General features: G+C 50.0%; 11 protein-coding genes. All 11 read right to left on the bottom strand.

Annotated elements, in window-relative coordinates; genetic code table 11:
- Position 1: 1 nt before the first annotated feature.
- Complete coding sequence (locus ACOMHB_RS18650) at positions 2 to 7243, bottom strand: hypothetical protein (protein WP_448217741.1); 7242 nt, start codon at positions 7241 to 7243, stop codon at positions 2 to 4.
- A gap of 477 nt (positions 7244 to 7720) precedes the next feature.
- The gene (locus ACOMHB_RS18645; protein ID WP_448217740.1) at positions 7721 to 9580 is read right to left on the bottom strand and encodes a V-type ATP synthase subunit A; all 1860 of its coding nucleotides are present in this window, start codon (positions 9578 to 9580) and stop codon (positions 7721 to 7723) included.
- A gap of 90 nt (positions 9581 to 9670) precedes the next feature.
- Positions 9671 to 10372, bottom strand: coding sequence for a DUF2764 family protein (locus ACOMHB_RS18640; protein WP_422134603.1), 702 nt, complete (start codon positions 10370 to 10372; stop codon positions 9671 to 9673).
- 62 nt (positions 10373 to 10434) lie between these two features.
- Entirely contained in the window at positions 10435 to 11121 is a 687-nt protein-coding gene (locus tag ACOMHB_RS18635) for an ATPase (protein ID WP_422134602.1), read from the bottom strand.
- 51 nt (positions 11122 to 11172) lie between these two features.
- Positions 11173 to 11622 (bottom strand): ATP synthase subunit C, encoded by a 450-nt coding sequence (locus ACOMHB_RS18630; protein WP_317145793.1) that lies wholly within the window; start codon positions 11620 to 11622, stop codon positions 11173 to 11175.
- A 2-nt stretch (positions 11623 to 11624) separates the two neighbouring features.
- Positions 11625 to 13433, bottom strand: coding sequence for a V-type ATP synthase subunit I (locus tag ACOMHB_RS18625; RefSeq protein ID WP_448217739.1), 1809 nt, complete (start codon positions 13431 to 13433; stop codon positions 11625 to 11627).
- On the bottom strand, positions 13423 to 14079 hold the full coding sequence (locus ACOMHB_RS18620; RefSeq protein ID WP_422451436.1) for a V-type ATP synthase subunit D: 657 nt from the start codon (positions 14077 to 14079) through the stop codon (positions 13423 to 13425). The genes ACOMHB_RS18625 and ACOMHB_RS18620 overlap by 11 nt, the downstream gene beginning before the upstream one ends.
- Before the next feature lie 3 nt (positions 14080 to 14082).
- Positions 14083 to 15486 (bottom strand): V-type ATP synthase subunit B, encoded by a 1404-nt coding sequence (locus tag ACOMHB_RS18615; protein ID WP_422134599.1) that lies wholly within the window; start codon positions 15484 to 15486, stop codon positions 14083 to 14085.
- A gap of 374 nt (positions 15487 to 15860) precedes the next feature.
- On the bottom strand, positions 15861 to 16862 hold the full coding sequence (argF, locus tag ACOMHB_RS18610; RefSeq protein WP_422451438.1) for an ornithine carbamoyltransferase: 1002 nt from the start codon (positions 16860 to 16862) through the stop codon (positions 15861 to 15863).
- Positions 16863 to 17374: 512 nt separating this feature from the next.
- Entirely contained in the window at positions 17375 to 19498 is a 2124-nt protein-coding gene (locus ACOMHB_RS18605) for a hypothetical protein (protein ID WP_448217738.1), read from the bottom strand.
- 19 nt (positions 19499 to 19517) lie between these two features.
- On the bottom strand, positions 19518 to 21419 hold the full coding sequence (locus tag ACOMHB_RS18600; protein WP_448217737.1) for a hypothetical protein: 1902 nt from the start codon (positions 21417 to 21419) through the stop codon (positions 19518 to 19520).
- Between the last annotated feature and the right edge of the window lie 40 nt (positions 21420 to 21459).

Raw genomic sequence — 21459 nt, 5'->3', positions numbered from 1 at the left:
TTTACAAGCCCGTCCCTCTGGGGGCGGGTAGTTGACCATGGGCAGAAAGTTTCTTATCGTCGGGCTTTTGCCACTCGAAGAAGGTTCCCAGAGTGTAAGAGTAAGGCACACTCTCTGAATGGGAGAATGACCATTTGGGCACATTTTCTTTGAAGTATTTCTCCCAGCCATGCTCAAAGAGTTTTAGGGTGCGATCACGGCGTTCACGGAACTGCAGATAATTTTCATGTCTTGTCCAGCCAAGCATCATGTTGCCCGCTTTAACACGATTTGCATACTCCCCGTCGCTTTCACCGGAGCGTTGAGGTGTGGCAATAGCCGTACGTCTCACATATTCATGGTCCGATTCGCCCACGCCTCGCCAGCGATTAATTTTATCAAGGCTTCGGCCCAGGGGGCCACCCAGCCACTGAGTGAGTATTTTATTGTCGTTCATAAAGAAGTCGAAAGTGAGGCTCGACGCCAGGGCAAATCCGAATGTTTGAGCATAGGTAAAACCGGAGATCAGCCCATGGGCGTAGGCTCCAACAGTAGCTACCGGACCTAGCATGAGGCCGGCGGTGGCAGAGGCCAGACTTTTCACTTTTTGTGGTGTCACCCGGCGCAGCAGCGGTACCTGAACCCCTTGCGCGGAACCCATGGATTTCACTATTTCGGGCACCAGACGGGAAATACTGCGATACATATGGGGGTTGGCATTGTGCTGCCGGGCAAACAGCATGGAGCCGGTTTTCAGCAGAATGACGGAGGAAGCAGCTTTACCCAATGGCATGGCCAGCCCGCCCACTTCGGAGACTTGCTCAATTTGATTATGGTAGGCGTATTGGCCGGCTCGTTGAGAATCAACACCATAGCGTTCCAGCCAGTGCTCGAAAGGTGTGATCATTCTGTGTGCGTAATCACCCCTGTTGGTCAGGTCCAGCAGATAGAGGAATGACATGTTTGAGAGTGACAGCCTGGCAGCCTGGCAGGCGGTATGGGCCACCAGTAGTGGTTTGTAGCTTGAGAAGTACCAGGTGACAGCCTGTACCAGGAAGGCTGAAGGTCTGACCCAGTACTCATTGAGCTGTTGCTCAACCGCTGCAGCATGAGCCTGCATCAATGTGCTGTTGATAATCTTGATCAGGTCGGATTCAGGCAGGCCAGCAATGTGGGCATAAGGTGTCAGGGTATCCTGAACATTAGCCAGAAATGCCGCCGTCTTGCGGCCGTTTTCAAAGGCAATATCGTCAAGAACGTAATTGGCGATGACCGCAGCTGCGTAGTCTTTCATGCCGGCAACAGACTCTTTCATACCGGCTGGGCCAGAGCCGGTGACGGCCACAGGAGTAAAGGCACTGCGCATAAGTTCCTCAGCCCCCTTGTCGGACAGCATCTGAACAACCTTCCTGAACTCAGGCACCTTGACGCCCTGGTTGTAGCCAAGGAAGTGTTCAAACTCATCCACTGTCTGATAACCGTCGACACCTCTGACGGCCTTTATGTAGTTCTCAAGTTCAACCTTGCTGATCAGACCTTCACGCAGCAGTGTTATGATCTTGTTACCACTGGCAGAATGGATCTCGAAGTATTCCGAGAAGCTTTTCAGGTGCCCTGATTCATGTTCGACGAAGTAAATGGCTGTTTCACCCATGCCGTTAATGATTTCGTCGTAATATTTAGCACCTCTTCCTATCTCATTCCTGGCTCGGTGCGCCAGAATCTGGACTTGTTCAATGAGGGTCTGGGGCTGATCTCTCTCAGGCTCGAAAGGAGGAGGGGGGGAGGGGAAGTCTGCCTTGAGGCTTCTGAAAACTTCCACCATCCGACCGGCCTGATCAAACGTCAGATCTTGTCCGGCCATTGCCTGTAAGCGAATGGGCGCAAACTCATCGTCAAAATCGAAGGTCGCAAGGCAAGGTATTGCCTTTCTGCTCTTTTCTGAAGAGGCTGCCAGACCTATTGCGGCTTCCAGAGCTTGTTTCCAGAGAGAGTGCTGCTGCGTGAAATCGTAAATATCAGCCAGAACTTTTACCTGTCTCGGTGTGTACTGGAAGGGGCCGCCGTCGTTTTCGGCGGTTTGCTCTGCAGTCTTCAGGTTCTCCTTCATTCTCTCAATGTCTGCTTTCCTGGTTTCTATCTCACCTTCCAGGCGGGCCTGTTCCTGAATCAGTCGTTGGATCCTGCCGCCAGTGCCATCTTCCCCGCCCAGTTGCAGCTGTTTTTTTCTCAGGGCACTGATCCGCTGTTCACTGGTCTCAGAAGAGTCTGGTTTAAGACCCACAGCTTCTTCAATGGCCTCAAGAGCCGTTTTGTGATGTTCCGCCAGAGCGATTTCTGCTTTTGATAAAGCATCACATTTCTGCTTCAGGGCCAGATCCAGCAGCTCTATCTCGTTCTCAATCGCCTCTTTTTTTCGATCCATATCCTCTTGGACAGCTAGCCCGCGAGCCACTGCCGATACATCGTTCTCGATCAAACACCTCAGGGAATCCCGTTTCTCAATATCAGTAGAGTCTGATTCAGAGCCTGTGGCTTTCTCAGTGGCTTCAATATTCGCTTTATGAGCCTCCGGAACTTTCGATGCTTCTGATTCAGCGTCACTTTTCTGCTCCGGGGTTTGCTTCAGGTCGGTCTGCTCAGGGTCTGTACTCTGCGATTCAAATTCGTTCTCATGTTCGGTTTTAACTTTTTGTTCGATGCCTCCGGCTTTGTTAATCTCCTCTTTTTTACGATCCAGATTCTCTTGTGCAAGCGCCTTTTGATGCCGTGCAGATTCTATGTCCATGCCTTTTCTGTCGTGTACACTCAGGAATTCCGTGACCTGAGTGTATTTTTTTCTGGTTAAAGGCAGTTCACCTAATGTCTCATCGACTTCATTGATTTCGTCCCGGCCATGAATTTTTGCGAAGGCTGTAATGGCAAAATAATCAGCTTGTTTCGGTAATCGGAGGTGATCTTTTATCTGGATGTTCAGGTTTTTTGTGGCAGCCTCCAGTTTATCAATGATTTCATCTCGTCTCTCTGCACCGTCTCTCTGCATAAAGCGGTTGATGTCGTCTACTCGTTCTTCAGGGGTTTGTTCGTCACCTGCAGGCAGACCCAGTTCGGTCTGTATTTTTTCCATTGCCTGATTGAGAGCGCTGTTATCTTCATCCGAGATAGGTTCAATGCCATCGCGATTTACCAGCACTAATTGTTTGCGACGAAGATCATTCAGCTTGCGATGAGCACCTGCCAGCTCAGTGTTAGCTCTTTCTATGACTTGCCTGGCTGTGGCGACATCACGTTCAAGAACGAATCGGGGTTTAGGTCCAAGGCGGCCCAATTGCCTGTCAAGCTCATCTTCAATGGCTGCGACACGCTCTTCAACTTCAGGCTGACCTGCATCCATCGATTCTTGATCCAGTTGCTGGGTCAGTTGCTGGAGTTTGCCGTTAATCAGCTCGATCTGGTCGTGGATAGCGGCATCATCTTTATACTCCTTAATGTTGAGTTTACGAGCCAATCCATTGTTAAAGGTTCTTTTGGCAGCTTCATCCCTATAGCCTTTGTGCAATTCATCCATCATTTTGCGAAGTACGGCACCCAGAGCATACATCCGGTCAGACAGGCTGAGATCCTTTTCAAACTCTAACTTCATATCACTGGCCAGCTTGTCAGTGAAAGCCACGTGTCTTTTATTAGCAGCAGGGTTTTTCTGAGGGTTGATACCCAGCTTTTTCTCAATATCAGTAAGATATTTAAGCTGGTGTTCTCTGGCTCGCAGATCGGATTCTTCGACTCGAGAGGTCAGATGCTCACGAAGCCTGTCGAGCCGCATATCTCCTTTCTCCGGATCCTCCAGCGTTATGTCGTCCGTGAGGATCTTAACCATCTCGTCCAGCTGGTATTCTGATATATCATCGTCGTTAAACTTTGAACGAACTGTTTCAAGTCTTGCTTCTTTGCCAGCATATTTGTCGATTTCGAGGTGGAATATTTCTTCCAGTGCTTCCAGGATGTTCAGAGCCTCTTCCTCTGACCTTTTTCCGGCTTCCATGATGTATGTCTTTATATCATCAGAAATAGCCTCGCGCCGGAGATAAACGTCTTCCTCTCCACCGGGGAGAGTCATCTCCATGGCATCTTCCACGGCACTCAGTTTCTCAATTACTTCAGGCTTGGCTTTGGGATGGCCCGGAATTCTGACGTCTTCCAGTTCTTGTTCCAGTTCTGCAAGTCTGGAGAGCTTCTCGTAGACGGTTGACTCCAGAGTGACGGGGTCTTCCTCATTCAGCTTAATACCAAGAACCGCTTCTAAAGCGCCTTTTCTGGCCTCGGTGTAAGAATTCTCTGCATCCTGTTGATCAGCCTCAACTTTATGATGCAGCCGTTCCGGATGGTCTTCCAGTGCCGAAAGTCTTTGAATCAGGTACTGTTTTGAATTCTCCATCATCTTGATTTTTTTAAGCAGGCTTTCTTGCTGTTCATCAATATCTGCATCGCTATCAAAATTCTGAATGTTCAGATGTGCGGCAATGGTTGCATAGCGAGGTTTGATTTCAGCGACTACTTTCGAATCTTTTCTGATGTTCTGCTGCAGAAAGCGTTCTCGATCTATCTGAGCTGCCTGCTGTTTCAGGTGCAGCTGAACAGTCTGGAAACGGGCTTCCAGATTTTTATCGTCAACCGGGAAAAGGCCGAGCTGTATTTCAATGTCTGTCAGCCTGTTTTTTACAACATCATCGGTTACTTCTATCTGCAGTTGCTTGAAGTATTGGGCGGCCTTGTGAATGGAATCAAAGCGGCTAATCAGATCGTTTTCATTGTCTGGAGTCAGTTTGAGCCCTTTTTCAATCTCCGCCATTTTTACTTTTAAAGCTTTAGCCCGCTGTTGTTCTGTTGCGGCAGCTGAACTCTCGATTTCATTAATTTTCTCTCTAATGAGTCTGGCTTGCTCTTCTGATGGCGTGCTATCAATACCAAGCTCTTCTGCCAGCTGGATGTTATATTTGTCTATGTGTGCTGTTAATGTTATGTGATAGTCTTTTCTCTTATTCAGAGTTTGATCGACTTCCTTCTGAAGATCCGTCAACTGTTTTTTCTGTATTTCCAGCCCCTGTTGATGCTCAAGATGTTTCTGAATGGCCTGGTGACGGGCCTTCAGGTCATCTTTGTTAATCGGCATCAGCCCGAGTTGATCTTCTATAACAGCCAGCGCCTCTTCTTCGGCGAGTTCTGCCCGTTGCTCCATGTACTCTTGAATAAACGCAAAGCGGGAACCAAGGTCGTTTTCATCGTCCGGAGTAATTCCTAACACGCTTTCAATCGCCGCCAGTTTTGCCTCTGGAGCTTCTTCATAAGACTCTCCTGTTGCAGCGAATGTTGCGGCCACCGCCAGGTTCATTTTATGAATTTTTTTTATAATGAGTCTGATTTGTTCTTCGGATGGCTGGGTATCATCCCAGTTGTCAATACCCAGTTCTGCTGCCAGTTGAGTGTTGTAATTTTTTATGGCCTCTTCTCTGGCATGACTAACTTGTTGTTCCAGCTCTGGAATTCGTTTGACTTCCTGCTTAAGTTGATCTGAATGCTCTTGCAGCTGTTCAATCACTTCACGATTCTCTGCAAGCTGACTCTCAACTTTTTGCTTGAGTTGAACTGCATAGAGTTTTTCTTCCTCACTGATAGCGGCTTTCTCCGACAGGAGTTTCAGCTCGTTTGTAATCTGAGCCAGCTTACCCTCTAAGGCCATATGCTTTGTCAGCTTCATTTCCATCTGAACCATTTGGTTGGCGATGTCGCTCAAGACTCTGGAAGCAAACTCTTCGTTGTGAGCTAAAGCATCGAGCATTAATGAGTCGGCGGTGAGTAGATTACTCAAAATACCCTTAGCAAAACTCTTAATGATTAGATGGTGTCTTAGTGCGGGTTTGAAACTGAAGTGTCTGGCGAGTTGAATCTGCATCCAGGTTGGCGTGATGACAGACGAAGCAACTCTGACCTGTTCCATTGAGAATTCAAATTCATCTGCTGGAGCTGCTGCAGCAGCACTGGCCAATGCCTGCTGGAGATATTCGTAGTGTGAAAGCGCACGAAACGCCTGCAGATCTTCGTCTGTATACGTCACCGGTTGATCTTTGTCAGCTCCGGTAGAGTGGGTCGCTACAAGCTCCTCCAGCAGTGCCATCTGCCTGCATCGAATGGCGTACCGGTAGCTTCCGACCTTATGTTTATTGACCACTGTTGCTGGAGCGGGTTTGTTTGCCTCTGTTTCTACCCAGAGTTTATGAAGGTTTTCTACAAAAGCGACATCTTGCGGATTCAGCCTCTGGCCATGGAAAACAATCACTCCCTCCGAAGCTTCTGATACTTCCAGCTTCGGATAGCCCGCAGGCGCAGGATAAACCTCTGTGTCATCTTCGGCCTTTACAACGTAGCCGACGGGTTTGCTGTGTGCCAGGAGTTCATTAAGAGCCTGCTGTTGTAAATCCTCTTCCAGAACATGAACCTGAATATAGGCAGAGGCGGCGGCTGCCAGGAGAGCATCGTCATTGACAAAGAGCGATTGCCCCAGACGATCCAGTTCAGGGGGCTGAACGCCCGAAGCGACAAGACGCATGAAGGTGCGCCCATTGACCTCAACTTTTTCTACTTCTATGGTGGCAAGGGCAACATAGTGATCACTTGAGCCGAGGTTTCCTGCTCTGTCGTTGGCGGCGTCCAGCACATCAGCCAGTTGTATGGGGGTGGCGATTTTTGTTGACGGTTCCAGTGATTTGATGCCATGCGATTGCCATCCTTTACGAATAACCTCAATTGAATCCTGATCGGTCATTCCGCCTCTGACTTCAATGAGCAGTTCGTTTTCTTCAAGGTTATGGGTGATCCTGAATACGCCTTCATTACCCGCCTTCAGGACTTTGGTGTATTTCCTGGCAACATTATTCTCGTCTGTCTCAAACTGATCAACACTGGAAACTGTGCAACGAGTATTATAAAAAATTTCTGAAAAGCTTATAGAAGGATAGAGAAGGTCCTCATTTACTGCAGGCTCATAAGGGTAGGTGGTTGTAATGGATTTGGGTATTGGCTGTTGGTCATCACCTGAAGTTGGCTGAACCCTGACCACACTCTGAGTGAACTCCACATGTCCATTGCCCAGAATATCGGCAGATTTTGTCTGCAGCTTGCGATCGGCCAGTGCTTGTGTGCCAGTGATGGAAGAGCAGATTGCAAAGGTCACAGCAAGGCTTAGTGCATTGGGGTGAGTATTTGTCATTCTAATACCTCAGAGCGGAGTAGTTCTGATACTGCGAAAAGTGATTTCCATACCAGCCAAGGATGCAGATTCCAGTCAGTAGCTCATGGCTGTTAATCGCGTATGGCTGTTAATCGCTCATGGCTGTTAATCGCTCATGGCTGTCCCGGTAAGCGGTTGAGAGAATTTGTAAGTACCCAAAACTTTTAGCAGTTAAATGGAGAGCTGCAAGTTCAAGTGTCTAAATATCCAAATTCTGGCCAATGAGCAGGTAAAGATATGAGACCTGTTTCAGCTGTTTCAGAAGATCATTATTGGGAAGGTCTGATGGGAGCCAGTCACAGTTTGTTGTGTTCTCTGAGCAACGAACTGCGAAACAGGAACCTGTCAGGTGACTAACAGTAATCCCCGTCGTCTGGTGGGTGTCAAAAGGGAAAGTGTCAAAAGGGAAAGTGGGCTGAGGCGGTAGCCTCAGCCTAACTGGTGAGCCACTCAGAATCAGGCTGCGGCTGCGGTACTAATGTACTGACTCCTTAACTCTTCGATCTTCTGCAGATAGCCGTTGTATTCAGGGGAACCGTCGTGTGAATAGTTCAGGTTCTTGAGCAGGCCGGTCAGCTTGACGAAGTAGTCACGGGCAACTTCTTTATCCTTGAAGGCGTACTGCTGACTGATCAGGCTCACAACCAGCTCGAAGCAGGCCTGCTGGCGACTCAGTGGGCAACTGCTGTCGACGTCATCAAAGGCGTCCTGCTGGAGGTAAACCATATCCAGGAAGAAAGACTTCTGGAAAGTAACGTAATCTTCCAGAGTAATACCTTCTTCACCGGTCACCTGCATCATCTGGTTAATGCTGTCACCTTTGACAAGCAGAGCCTGCATTGCCTTGACGGTATCGACCCAGTCAGGGGACAGGTTTTTGCTGTACCAATCGGACAACTGATCAAGATAACGGGACCAGGAGATCAGTGGATCTATGGCAGGGTAGAAACGCTTGTAGGCGCGGTCGTACGACAGCCCCAGAAAAGTTTTGACCGTACTCAGAGTGGCCTGGGTGACAGGCTCCTCGAAGTTACCACCGGCAGGAGATACGGAGCCTACCAGAGTCAGGGAACCTTCGTCTCCTTCTTCGTTACGAATCACACCACAACGCTCGTATACACCTTTAATGGCGGAGTCCATGTAAGCAGGGAAGCCTTCTTCACCCGGAATTTCTTCCAGACGGTTGGAGGTCTCACGCATGGCCTGGGCCCAGCGGGAAGTTGAGTCTGCCAGAGCGAGGACGTTGTATCCCATCTGACGATAGTACTCACCCAGTGTCAGACCCGTGTAGATAGAAGCCTCACGGGCAGCTACCGGCATGGATGAGGTATTACAGATGATGACGGTGCGGTCGATGAGAGAGCCGCCTGTTGTTGGATCTTGCAGGTGCGGGAATTCTTCAATGGTTTCCACCACCTCACCGGCACGTTCACCACAGGCTGTTACAATGACGATGTCGGCATCGCAGTAACGGGAGAAAGAGTGCTGGAGTACCGTTTTTCCGGAACCGAATGGACCGGGGATACAACCGGTGCCACCACGGGCAATGGGGAAGAAAGTGTCCACGATTCTCTGGGTGGTGACCAGGGGAGTATCAGGATACTGACGTTCAGTTTTACCTTTTCTGGACAGGGTTTCAGAAATGGAGTGACGCACTGGCCACTTTTGAACCATGGTCAGGGCAACCTCGTCTCCCATCTGATTGCGCACTTTGGCAACAACGGTATCAACGCTGAAGGAGCCTTCCTGAATCCAGATCACTTCCACTTCACCTTCGGTGTTGAAAGGAATCATGATTTTGTGGGTAAAGCGACCTTCCGGGACCGTACCAAAGGTTTCACCCGCGTGAAGTTTGTCGCCAATCTTGGCCACAGCTGTGAATGCCCATGTCTGACTGCGATCAAGCGCATCAATCTGAACACCACGCTGCAAGAACTTGCCGTGCAGAGACGCCAGTCTTTCCAGAGGGTTCTGCAGACCATCGTAGATCATGGAAAGAATGCCGGGACCCAATTCCAGTGAGAGCAGCTGCCCCGTTTGGATGATAGCATCACCTACCGCGACACCCCGGGTGTCTTCGTAAACCTGAATATCTGCGATATCACCGCGAACCCTCAGGACTTCCGCCATCAGTTGCTCTTCAACCTGTTCATTGGAACGACGGCCGGGCATCACATAGACGACTTCGTTTTTGGTCAGTGGCTTACTGCCCAGACTCTTGATGGTGATGATATCACCCATTACGGCAACGACTTGGGCAGAGGCTCCGTGGGCCAGTGCCTGCTGTTCCGGTTCTGTGTTTGTCTGTTCACTCATTGGCGTTTTCCAAAAGCTGTTTACTGCTTGCCATGACGATAGAGTCCTCAGGCATCAGAGGGATGCTGTATCTTTTCATGGCTGCTTATATCAGGCTGTCCCCCAGGTACTGGTTCCAGATAGTGGGTGGACAAATTCGCCCAGCGCCAGGTCGGTCAATTCGTTAAAACGTTCCACTGCCTGGTCACCGTCGTAGGCTGTCCAGCGGGCGACCAGGTTCCAGCGCAGAAGATAGATCACAACCGCTTCAAAGTCGAAGCTGTGTTGTCTGCCAGCGTCGTCCAGTCGGCGCCACACGGCTTCCAGCAGGGTTTTCTCCAGTGTCAGATAGTCCTGCTTGTTCAGGCAATCAATAGCCTGTGGAATCCATGGGAAGGCATGCTGAAGGCCCAGTGTCGGGTTGCTCCAGTTGCGGCGAATGTAAGCATAGCGGGTACCGAAGCTCCACTGAGGATCGCCCGGTGCCTGCTTGCCCTGCATTTTACGACGCAGTGCTGCCATGACCGTTCTCATGTCCAGCCGCCAGTTGATCAGATCACGCAGAGTCTGGCTGGGAAGTTCTCCATGCAGACGGGCAGCCAGCTTGATCAGGGCTGCCTCGTCTACATCTTCACCCAGGTGGCTCCAGTGCATAAGCTGCTCGACCTTGATCAGGGTATCCTTGTCTTCCTGATTCAACATGGAGAGGCGTCGATCCAGTTGCAGACGGGAGATCGGAGTGATCTTGCTGTCAAACAGTGAATCGATGTGAGGCAGCGAAGTCACCAGGGTGTAATAGGCGTTTTCTGCCATTTCATGCTCCCAAAAAGTCCGGCGTTTTCAGTCTTGACTGTCAACTTCCGACTCTTAACTCATTATTTGACGATACCTTCCAGCAGCGCCCGGAAACGAGGCTGAAGGTGCCTCAGTAAGACAGCAGTGACGGTTTGGTCACTCAGTTCTACTTCGATCTCCTTGTCCTGAAGACGGAATTTGATACCGCTCTGACTGGTCTTGCCTACCGAGAAAGTCACCCCCTCCTGAAGCATTTCAGCAGCCTGACCAGTGACGAAGTCCAACAGAGGACCTTTTTTAACCAGGTCCGGGTTTTTGCGCAGCTCATCAAGACCAATGACCTTGCGAGGCAGGACCACTTCGAGGTTTTTCTCGCCATGCAGGTTATTTTCGCCCGCCACTTCAAGAATCATCTGCTTGAGCACTTCTTCTTTCTCGAGGGAGCCGCTGACCAGGGCGCTGATCTGTCCGGAGAATTTTTCCAACAGGTAATCTTTCAGCTCCAGAACGGCATTACGCTCCGCGAGTTGCAGGGCTTCCTGACCGGATTGGGTGATAAAGTCCGCCTCTTCACGGGCTTTGCTGACAATCATGTCGGCTTTCGCCTGAGCTTCCCGGACCAGCTCGGCGGCATGGCTCTGGGCCTCGCTGACAATCCGGTCAGCCCGCTCACGACCGTCCTGTACGCCCTGATTGCGCAGTTTTTCGATCAGCTCCTGGACGCCAACAGAGACGTTCTGGCCGCCAGGATTCATTGCTGCTGTCATAATTTATTCCTCTGGTTAACAGTCCACCGTCAATTGTTCACAGTCTTCTGATCAGGCCGTGATCTGCTGACCCAGCACCAGAGCAAATACGAATGCGAATACCGAAAAGCCCTCAACAATTGCAGCAGGCGCAATGGAAAGGCCAAAGACTTCCGGTTTGTTCTTGGAGGCATTGATACAAGCGGCAACTGCCTGACCCTGGTAGATAGCAGAGTACATCAGGGCAATACCGGTCAGCAGACCAATACCCAGCAGGCCCGGGGCGCTGTTATCGGAAACACCGATACCGCTGAGGGTGAACATGATTACAATGCCGTATATAACCTGTGATGAAGGCATTGCCGACAGGCCGATAAATTTACCGTAGCCACTTTCAACATCCAGCATGGCACCACAGGCCGCCTGACCAGCGACTGAACAGCCAATGGCTGAACCCACTGCCCCCAGTGCAACCGGTGCAAATACGCCTATCCAGCCCAGGGCCAAGATCAGATTTTCCATGTTTAATCCTCTTGTTTTCTAAAAGATTTGAATGGGTAGCCCTCGTCGGACAGTCCCCAGTTAACGAATTCAATCACGTTGAGACGCATGCCATGTACGACACCGCTCATGATGCAAAGGGCAAAGTTGAGTATGTGTCCCAGCAGCAGAATCAGGCCGCTGAACAGCACGCCAATGACCGGACTGGAATCCAGGGCGTCCATAGCCAGGGTGTTGAAGGTCATTGCCAGGGAGGCACCGGAAAGACCCAGGGCAAACAGACGCATGTAACTCAGCACGTCACCGAAAGCGGAGGTGATGTTATAAATACCTTTCAGGCCGTCCAGACCTCTGAGGCAAAGACTGCCGATGGAGCGAACCGGACGGGTGCTGGTAAACAGGAACACCAGTAAAGCACCTGTGATCAGCCCGGCAGGTCCAACCTTGTCGGCAAAAACAGTCGGCAGAGTACCAGTCGTGCCCAGCCACATTGACAAACCCGAGGCCATAATAATTGCCCAGCCAACCGGGGCGAGCGCATGACTGCTACCCCGGTTGACCACTGCCGTCATGATGTTGGCAATGATCAAATGTGTCACACCGACAAAGACCGACAGTTTCATCATGGCGCTGTAGTTGTTCAGGTTGATGACGGCCAGATGACCGAGAATCCCCCCCGATTCTGGTGCCACACCAAAGTAACTGCCAATCAGAACACCCCAGACAACGCCGGCCGCTGACATGAAGTAAGCCAGATTCATCAGGCGTGAACCGGCCTCGGTTTTTTTCAGGTTCTTGCGGAACATGAACACGATGCCACCAAACAGCAGGCTGTACATGGCGTCACTCATGATCATGGCGAAGAACAGTGAAAACGAGTAAAAGACCAGATTGCCCGGGTCCCAGGTACGATAGTTGGGTGTCTGGAAGAAGCCCAATGCATCTGAGCCACCGCCAATGCTGTCGGATTTTGCCAGCAGGGTAGGCGGATTGTCTTCTTCAGAGGGCTCCTCGAAGATCGCCGCAACGCCGTTTTCCAGACAAAAAGCCTCCACCGCTTTTTTCTCCGATACCGCTACCCAGCCCTGAACCAGGAAGAAAGTTCCCTCATCCTGAGTGCCACTGCTGGCTTCTTCCAGGGCAGCCTGGTCCAATCTGGCTGCCACCGTCTGACCCAGCAGATAGTGCCAGCGGGTCAGAGCTTCACGCTCTGCCAGCAGTTCTTCCAGCAGATGCTCAGACTCTTCCAGTTCCGTTTCAAGTCTGGAAAGAGGCACCATACCTACATGGGAGCGTGGTACTGGCAGCAGGTCTTCTGCCGGTTCACTGGTAGAAATGACAATCACATAGGCCTGGCGATGGTCCCTGTGAATTTCCTCCCAGGGCAGGTCATCTTCCTTCAGGACTTCGGAGAGAGCCTCCATTTCACCCAAAGGAACGACATAAAACCAGAAGCGCTGGCCATTCAGGTCGGACAGGCTGGGCAAGCTGAACTCTCCCCACTGACGAACTTCACGGATTCGCTCAACCAGTTTGTCACGGGCATCGGACACTTCCCGAACAGAGGTCTTGTTGTCCAGAACCTCGGCAACGACCTGATCAATGCAGACATGGTTTTTGTCTTTGAGCTGTCGACGTGTTCGTGGTGAGCGCTCCAGCCAGGCTATAGCTTCACTGGCCTGTGCCGGTTGCATGCGCAGGCTCTGATCCACGTTGTTATCGGACAGTGGAATCAGGTGCATGCATCCCAGAGTCTGGAGTCCCTGAAGAATCCGGCTTTTGTCTTCTCCGGGCCCGTATAGGGTAATTTTATTCAGCCGTTTAATGGCCATTGACGTCTGCCTCCAGTGATTCCAGTTCACGGGCTCTGGCCAACCTGGCTTCCTGAGCCAGCACTTTACCCTTGGAGAGCTTGGCGTTCATGACGTTGGCACGATCCTGGTCAGACAGGTAGATCTGGATTTTCTGGATACTCTTGCGGGTTTGCGGAATCAGTACCTTGGAAAACAGATTTACCCTTTGGGATGTTGTCCGGGTGGCCTTGTCGAGCTCTTTATGACGCAGCTCGCGCACCTGGTACTCAATGCGTAGACGCACCATCTGCTGAAGCAGTTCAACCAGAAAGTCGACCCAGACTGGCTTGGCCAGGTCACTGTAGGCTTTCAGGCTAATGGCGATGTTCTCTACCCTGGGTACTGCCGTACCCACGATATTCTCATCGATCAATTTGACTCTGGTTACCTTGACCAATCCTTCCAGAGGCACATCTTCCCGGGCCAGCATCGGGAGCTGTTCCCTGACCAGACGCTCAACGTCCGCCAGATGAGACCGGGTTTCTGCCAGCGCCTCTTCAGCCTTTTTCCGTTCAACCATCAACTGTTGGCGCTTCAATTCCAGTGCCGGCAGATAACGGTTGTAGGTTTTGAGGCTGCGTTTTTCTTTGTTCAGCGAGCTTTTATTGAGGGCTACCTTGGCCATGGTTTAAGCCTCTGTCGCAGCTGTTTCCGAGCCAGACTTTTCAGTGGCCCCGGCGGATTCTCTGGCTTCGTCAAGACCAGGCCAGTACTTGTCCAGCAGGCTCTGTTTGAGCAGGGTTTCTTCGGGTTCAAAACATTCAGCCAGTGTCTGCCAGCAAAGATCCAGGGCTTCTTCCAGACCCATCCGGGCTTCAAGAACCATGAAGCGACTTTTGAATTTTTCACCGAAGGCGATCGCTTTCAGGTCGTAGCTGGACAATTCAAAGGCCATGGCCTGTTTCTGCTGGGCATTCACAGAGTCGGAGTAGAAACGGATCATGGTGTTCATGATGTGAGCATGGTCGTCGCGGGTTTCTTTGCCCTGAATCATCTGTTTCAAACGGGACAGAGAACCGAATGGATCAATGACGCCATTGTGCAGGTAGAACTGACCTTCGGTGATGTAACCGGTGTTATCCGGCACCGGGTGAGTGACATCGTTGCCCGGCATGGTGGTTACCGCGAGGATGGTGACAGAGCCTGCACCCTTGTAATCACAGGCTTTTTCATAACGCTTGGCCAGCTGGGAGTAGAGGTCACCCATGTAACCCCGGTTAGCCGGGATCTTGTCCATTGCTACGCCGATCTCTTTCATGGCGTCAGCGTAGGAGGTCATATCGGTTAGCAGAACCAGAACCTTCTTGCTTTCGTTCACGGCAAAGTGCTCTGCCACTGCCAGCGCCATATCAGGCGTCAGAAGACGTTCAACGGTCGGATCAGAGGCCTGGTTGGTAAACATGACGGTACGGGAAGATACACCAGCTTCTTCAAAGGTTGTACGGAAGAAGTGGTAATCGTCGAAGATCAGGCCCATGCCAGCAAACACGACCACGTCAGCTTCAGCCTGAATGGCAATACGGGCGAGGAACCGGTTGTAAGGTTCACCGGCCACCGAGAAAATGGGGATCTTCTGTGATTCAACCAGGGTGTTGAATACGTCAATCATTGGAACATTGGTTCGTACCATTCTTGACGCCAGTACACGACGGACTGGGTTTACCGACGGGCCGTCAATTTCAACCTTGGGGTCTTGCTCCAGAGCCGGACCACCATCAATAGGTTCACCGGCACCGTTAAAAATGCGGCCCAGGATGTTGGGAGAATAGGTGGCCTTCATAGGCTCGCCCAGGAAGCAGACGGAGGCATCAGTAGAGAGGCCCTTGGTGCCGGCAAATACCTGCAGGGAAACTTCTTCGTGATCAATCTTGATGATCTGGGCCAGGGAATAAACCTGTCCGTTTTGTTCGATCATCGCCAGATCGCCATAGCTGGCCCGGGCATTGCCTGCCGTCAGGTTAGGCACTTGAACGCGAATCAAGTCACCAACAATGCTGAGAATGTTGGTGTATCGCAATAGACTCTGGGGCATTTCTGCTCCTCTATACGGCTTGGGAACTGAAAAATCGGGACGATTGACCGGAAAGCCGGAACTTAATCACCATGTGCCTCTCTTAACCTAAAAAAAGAAACTCATGGTCATGGCGGTTCAGGTCAGGATCAAAGGGCCTCTGGTTAATCATAAGTTATCTGTCGCCTATAAACTTGAGGGGCTGGCGATCAGATATTACCGGGCTGCAGAAGGTTTTGGAGTGATAGCTCCGCAGTCTCTGCAGCAGCCGGGTTGCATTGCAAAATTTACTCAATAGTAGACAATTCCGGACGTTTCAGTCTCGAGACTTTGTCAGGTTCACTCTTGGCACAATAAATATCTCTCTTCGATTACCGTCGTTTTGCTCTGACCGGTCAGGCTCCCAGTGTAGCCACCATAACGGCCTTGATGGTGTGCATACGGTTTTCTGCCTGATCAAAAACGATGGAGTGTTCAGACTCAAAAACATCTTCCGTTACTTCCAGGCCCGACATGCCGTATTTACTGGCAATCTCAAGGCCAATAGTCGTTTCATCGTTATGAAAAGCGGGCAGGCAATGCAGGAATCGGGCGTCAGGATTGCCCGTTTTTTCAAGCATAGAGGCATTTACCTGATAGGGCGTCATCAGACGTACACGCTCATCCCAGGCCGCTACCGGTTCACCCATGGAGACCCAGACATCGGTATAGATAAAGTCACATTCATGCACCGCTTCTTCTACGGACTGTGTGACGGTGATTCTGGCTCCTGATTTTTCTGCTAATGGCTGGCAGCGTTCGAGCAGTTCCTGGGCAGGGGTATAACCTTCTGGTGCGGCAATTCTGAAGTCAACGCCCATTTTGGCACAACCTACCAGAAGTGAGTTCGCCACATTATTCCGGCCATCGCCTGCATAACAAAGCTTAAGTTTGTTCAGGGGGCGCCCTTTGCCATGTTCCAGCATGGTCAGAAAATCTGCCAGAATCTGAGTCGGGTGCCAGTCATCGGTCAGGCCATTCCAAACCGGGACGCCTGAGTATTCTGCCAGTTCTTCAACATGCTGCTGGGAGTGGCCACGAAACTCAATGCCGTCGTACATTCTTCCCAGAACCCTGGCAGTGTCTTTCACAGATTCTTTACTGCCCATCTGTGAGCCACCGGAAATGTAAGTCACATTGGCACCCTGATCAAAGCTGGCTACTTCAAAGGCACAGCGGGTTCGGGTGGACGCTTTTTCAAAAATCAATGCGATGTTGCGACCCTCAAGAAAACGGGGCTCGTTACCGCTTTTTTTGGCCTGCTTCAGCTGCGCTGACAGATCGAGCAGCGAAGCAATATCCTCTTTAGTGAAATCAAGCAGTTTCAGGAAATGGTGGTTGGGCAGTCTGAAATCCATCGTTTTACTCTTGCTTTTTGGTAGGCGCATGGTTACATGCTAAATGCACTGGTCGTATCTTCCGGTGGCACTCCAGACGTAAAGGTACACGATTCCGGGAGGCAATAGAGTATATGCGCAAAAACCGGATGACACTACGTAGAATTACTATTAATGTTGCTGCTCAAAATAGATAAGGCTCTCGTAATCAGTAAGTACTTACGTTATGTTTTTCATCTAAAGGATTAAAACCCAAGAGCTTCTATTTCTTCACGAGCAATATTGCGCACCACAAAATGCAAACTACCGCTATGTGCTAAAGAGTAGGAGGTCGTTATTTCCGCGAAGGAGGCTGTCGCAAAGGCGTGAATCATTCAGCTCGAGTTAACAAGCTTGCAGTCATACCTGCTGGCGAGTAAACACTCACCCTTTTATATCAAGGTTCGTTACGAAATTGTCCCCTTCAGAGATCGTGTCGTCACCAGAATATACGCAACTAAACCCTCAGTTCTTCAGGCTTTTTTCAGTCTTGGTTACTCTTTGGAAGCTCGTACCTTGTCAAGGGCATCAAATTCGATGCATCGCCAGTATTCGTTTTTTTCTGTCGGTACACGGAAGGGGTCGACAGATCGTGTTCTTGAGAACCATTTATTCCATTCTTGATCACTGGCGCCCATCATCCTGAGACAATGGGCTTTTTGCGAATAAGCTCCAGCATTTGGAGGGTAATTTTTTATGACGGATTCCACAAACTCAAGCGCCTTGTTAAGGTTATCTTTTCCTGCCGCCGCGCCATCTTTGCTTATCTGCTTACAAGCCAGAGTATAATAGTGGATCGAGGTCGCCAGCAATGTGTTGGCACTTTTCGGATACCCGGCAATCATTTCCATAAACCCTGCTTGCCCAATGAATAATTTAAACAGTGCCGATTCACATTCATCCGAACGATATCTTGTATAGCAATGCTGAAGCAGTCTTATAGCCGGTTCCGTTTTGCCAGCCGTTTGCCAGAGTCGCACCAGAGCCAGGTCAATGTCATGATGCCCGGAAGGTTGCCACAGGCTCTCTTCACTATTATCGGGGTGTTTGCCAGTCATGTTCAGCAGCAGTCTTTCAGCCAGTTCATATTTGCCAAGCGACTGCCAGAGTCGCACCAGAGCCAGGTCAATTTCATAATGCCCAAAGGGCTTGCAAAGGACTTCTTCACCGGCATCAGGGTGCTTGCCAGTCATGTTCAGCAGCAGCCTTTCAGCCCACGCAAATTTGCTTTTTCCCTGCCAGAGTCGTACCAGAGTCAGGTCAATTTCGTGGTGCCCGCAGGGCAGGCACAGAGACAGCTCACTGGCATTGGGGTGCTTGCCGCTCATATTCAGCAGCAGTCTTTCAGCCAGTTCATGCTTCTCCATTACCTGCCAGTGTCGCACCAGAGTCAGGTCAGTGTCATAATTCCCACAGAGCTTGCAGAGGGCCTCGACACTGGCATCAGGATGCTTGCCACTCATGTTCAGCAGGAGTCTTTCAGTCATTTTATATTTGCCCATCAGCTGCCAGTGCCGCGCCAGACAGAGGTTGACATCATGATAAGCACAGGGCTTACACAGGGCATCCTCGGTGTCATCGGGGCGTTTGTTGCTCATGTTTAACAGCAGCTTTTCAGTCAATTGATGTTTGCCCATTATCTGCCAGTGTCGCGACAGGCAAAGGTTAATGTCATGGTGCTCACAGGGAGTACAAAGGATTTCCTCAGAGGCATTGAGGGGCTTGCCACTCATTTGCAGCAGCAGACTTTCAGCCGGTTTATGCTCACCCTTACACTGCCAGAGTCTTACCAGAGAAATATTGACGGTATGAAGGTATTTACTTAGTTTCTTTATGGTGCGAGGAAACGTCGATAACCGCAGCTTTTCAGTCAGCTCTGACTTTAAGTTCTGAAGTAGCGGTTCAACCAGCTCATATTTGTACAACAGCTGCCACTGCCTGGTCAGGCAAATATCAACTTCGTAATTGCGGGAAGGTTTGCACAGCGTCTGCACATTAGCATTGGGCTTTTTGTTACTGAGAGCTAAAAGTCGTGCTTCAGCGTGGAGGTTTCTTCCAAGTAGCTGTTCACAGCGGCTCAGGGTTAGATCAAGGTTATGAATGGTTGACGCCCCGTACTCAGTGAAGGTTCCGGTCAATCTGAGTTCTTCCAGAAGATAACAGGCCTCTTTCAGCTTTTCGTAGGTTTGTTCTTTCAACGATCTTGCAAGCCCTATGACTGAGCTTTGGTAGTGGAATTCACCCAGTACGGCCCTGCCATTTTGTATGATCCTTCGGAACATTCTTTCAACATTGATAAAATTTTTTTCTTTTATTAGTTCATCGAAAGCGCTATCGATCTGTTTTTGAATAGCTTCAGGACAACGGGCATTCGCCCTTGTTTGAAACTCCCGGGGAAAGCGCGATTGGAATACAGTTGTTTGCCGGTTCCTGATATTGGAGGGTCTGTTCCAATGTTCCCAGGCACACTGAGCAGGTTGATTAAACACTAAAGCTTTCGGGTCTATGGCAGATGGACGCTTTGTTGCATTATGGTCAGAACCTGAGGCACGATGCTGTAAAGGTTGCGATATTGTTCCGGTCGCAGTGCTGATTGTTGGTGGTAATCCGTAATTCATAGCAATCTAATCTCTCTGGCTATGCCTCTGAATCTGATGGGCATAAAGGTTCATGTTTATTTACTTGCTCTTTGTGGCTTAACACCTTCTGAAGAGCAGCAGATTCGCAGCTTTGCCAGGACGTATTTTTATTCTTATGTGTCCGGCTGGAGTCAAGTAAGCTGGCTTTATTGAAACAGGCCCGCCAGACCTCCTCACTGGCGCCCATCATTCTGAGACAGTGGGCTTTTTGTGAATGAGCGCTTGCATTCAGGGGGTACTTCTCCAAAACTGATTCAACATATTGAAGAGCTTTATTGAGATTATCCTTTCCTGACTTCAGGTCATCATTGATGATCTGTTCACAAGCCAGATTGAAATAATGGACCGAGGTTACCAGCAATGTGTTGGCACTTTCAGGATAATGGCTAATCATCTCCATAAATCCTGTTTGCCCGGCGAACAGACATAACAGAGATAATTGAAATTCATCCGAATGATAAAATTTGCTGCAACGCCAGAGCAGTCTTTCAGCCAGTTCATTTTTGCCCGTCACCTGCCAGATGCATGCCAGGGCCAGGTCAATGTCATGTTGCCCAGAGGGCTTGCACAGGATGTCTTCACTATCATGGGGGTCCCTGCCACTGATGTTCAGCAGCAGCTTTTCAGTCAGTGTATGTTTGCCTATTACCTCCCAGTGTCTTGCCAGAGCGAGGTCAGTGTTATGATGCGCACAAGGTTTGCAGAGGTTTTCTTCACTGTCATCGGGATGCTTGTTGCTCATGTTCAGCAGCAACTTTCCGGTCATTTCATGTTTGTCCATCTCTTGCCAGAGTATTGCCAGAGCCAAATTAATCTCATGCTGTGGACAGGGCTTACACAGGCTTTCTTCGCTGCCATCAGGGTGCTTGCCACTCATGTTCAGCAGCAGTCTTTCAGTGCGTTCAGATTTGCCCATCATCTGCCAGACGCGCGCCAGAGCCAGGTCAATGTCACGATGCTCAGAGGGGCTGCACAGTAACTCCTCACTGGCATTGGGATGTTTAACAATCATGCTAAGCAGCAGGTTTTCAGCCCATTCATATTTACCCGTCAATTGCCAGTTTCGAGCCAGAGCCAGGTTTACGGTATGGAGATAGCTGTGCCGTTTTTGTGAAGTGACAGCGGACCGGTTTGAATGCAGCTCTGTAAACAGTGCTTTTCCCATGTTCATCAGAAGTGCTTCAGTCAGCGTGTTTTTTTTCATCAACTGCCACAGTCGGGCATTAGTAATATCTGCGTCAAAATTGCCAGAAGGCGTGCACAGTGCCTGAACATCGGCATCGGACTTCAGGTTCCTCAGCGCTATAAGTCGTGTTTCAGCTTCAAGGTATTTTCCCAGTACCTGTTCACATCGGCTCAGTGTCAGATCAAGGTGATGGATGGTCGAAGCCCTGAACTCGGTAAACGATCCAGTCAACCTGAGTTTTTCCAGAAGAGAGCAGGCTTCCAGCTGCTTTTTTCGGGTTTGCTCTTTTAGCGACCTTGCAAGCCCTATGGTAGCGTTCTGGTAGTCAAATGTACTTAGTATCTGCTGGTTTTCGTTTAAAATGTTCCGGAATGCTGTTTCTGCATCGATGAATTTTCGTTTTGTCAGTTCTTTGAATGCATCATTGATTCTGCCTTTAATATCCGCAGAGTCTTTTGGCTCCGTCCATTGCGAAAGTGTCTGGGGTAAAAGCGTTTGGCATGCCGCTGCCTGTCGGTCTTTAATGTCTGAAAGTTTGACCGAATGCTCATGAACACGCTGAGCATGCGGAATAAATACTGAAGCTTCAGGGTTTAAGGTGTATTTGCTTTTTGTTATCGAACAGGTTGTTGTCGAACTGGCGGTAGCAGCCGAACCAACGGCAGCGCTCGAATGGGCTGCGCTGCTCCTGACTGGTGATAATCCGTAACTCATAGCAATCAAACTCAACTGAAAAACTATGCTCTTGGACAGT

The sequence above is a fragment of the Endozoicomonas sp. 2B-B genome, from assembly GCF_053470045.1.
The sequence above is the reverse complement of the archived record's forward strand: the minus strand, read 5'-3'. Positions and strand labels throughout refer to the sequence as shown.